Raw genomic sequence first — 1626 nt, 5'->3', positions numbered from 1 at the left:
GAGGCGGGCTTTCCTCCCGACACCAAGCCTGCGGCTATGGTGCGGGCCTCCAGCCCGAAAATTTGGTGAAAGGGGATAGCTGAGTTGGGAAACCGCCGGAGAGAGAGGACCTAGGGCGGGGATCCAGGAGGTCTCCCTCCCCCTTGTGGCTGCATCCTCTGCTGAAAAAGCACCTCATCGACAATCGGGGCGCCATCGCGGATTTTCTGCAGGCCGCTCAGCACAATTGGCTCATTGGCCTCCAAACCCTCCAGCACCTCATAGCTGTTTCCGTAGATGGATCCCAGCTGCACCGGCCTTTGCACCGCCACCGCCCCCGGGGGCATGCCCTCTGCTGGCGGCTCCGTTGTCTGCACCGTGTAGACAAAGGTTTGCGCCCCCAAGCGGGCCACCGCCGTCACCGGCACCAGCAAGGCCGGCCGCTCCTCCCAGATGACCCGAGTCCGCACAAACTGGGCCGAGCGCAACTGGCCGGCAGGGTTCTCCAGAAGAGCCTTGGCCAGCACCGATTGCGTGGCGGCGTTGGCTTCGGGAGCAATGAAAGAGATTTGGCTGCTGCCGATCACCTCGCCGCGGCTATCCAGGATCTGCACCGGCGTGCCAATGCGCAGCTGGGGGGCCCGCTGCAACGGGATGTTGAGGTTGAGCTCCAGCGCCTGGGTTTGGGTCAAGGTGGTCAAAACCGTCTGAGGCGTCACGTAGTCCCCTTGCCGCACCAAAACATCCCCCACAATGCCGGCAAAGGGAGCTGTAACCTGGAAAAACTGCAGTTGCACCTGTTGCCGCTCCGCCTCGGCCTGGGCTCGCTGCACCTCCCGCTCTGCCCGCAAGATCGCGGCCTCCTGAGCGCGGATCTGCTCCTGTTGCGCCGCCAAAGCCGCCTCCGCCTGGCGCAGGTCGCGGCTGGATTGATCCGCTTGCGCCTGGCTGATGGCCCCCTCGGCCAAGAGGCGCAGGTTGCGCTCGTGCTGCTCCCGGGCAAACTCCGCCGCTGCCTCAAGCCGCAGCCGATCCGCCCGCAACTGGCTGAGCACGGCCCGGCCGCTCTCCAGGTTGGCTTGGGCTGCGGCAATCCCCGCCGTTTGGCCGGCCACCGCCGCCTGTTGCTGCCGGCTGTCGATCTCAAAGAGAGGGGCTCCGGCAGCCACCTGGGATCCCAGCTGCACGAACACCTGGGTCACCTGTCCACTGACCTGAGGGCGGATACTGGCCACCTGCTGGGATCCGAGGCTGGCCATGAACTCTGAAGTCTCTTCGATTTGCTGTTCCTCTACCCTGCCGACGGCCACTGGTGTGGGTTGGCCTTCTCCGCCCCCTTCACCCCCCATGCTGCGAGGTGGCCCGCCGGGCCGGCAAGCAGCTACCAAGAGAGAAAGGCACAACAGCGGCAGAGCTGTTCGCAGTTGCATCGTGAACCTGCCTCCCTAACGGCTATCCCAACAGAGGGATCCCACCTCTGCATTGACTCAATCAACCAGGGTACTGAGACTGTGCCCTGCTGCGCCTGTGCAAAAGCGCTGGCCATCCTTCCCAATCCATAGCTAGGGTGGATGCGTGACATCCTCCCGGCGCTCGTCCTGTGGATAGAGCGCGGGCCACCCTTCCCGTCAGCAGGACGGAGTCCTT

Annotated in this window: 1 protein-coding gene; it reads right to left on the bottom strand. The window is 64.6% G+C overall.

Features of this window, described 5'->3' with window-relative positions:
- Window positions 1-110 precede the first annotated feature (110 nt).
- Window positions 111-1409, bottom strand: a complete 1299-nt coding sequence (locus NW837_RS15480; protein WP_011432359.1) for an efflux RND transporter periplasmic adaptor subunit — start codon at window positions 1407-1409, stop codon at window positions 111-113.
- Window positions 1410-1626: the final 217 nt, after the last annotated feature.

This window comes from Synechococcus sp. R6-10 (assembly GCF_047461815.1).
GTDB lineage: Bacteria > Cyanobacteriota > Cyanobacteriia > Thermostichales > Thermostichaceae > Thermostichus.
Note: the sequence above shows the minus strand (reverse complement) of the source record. Positions and strands in the feature narration are given on the sequence as shown.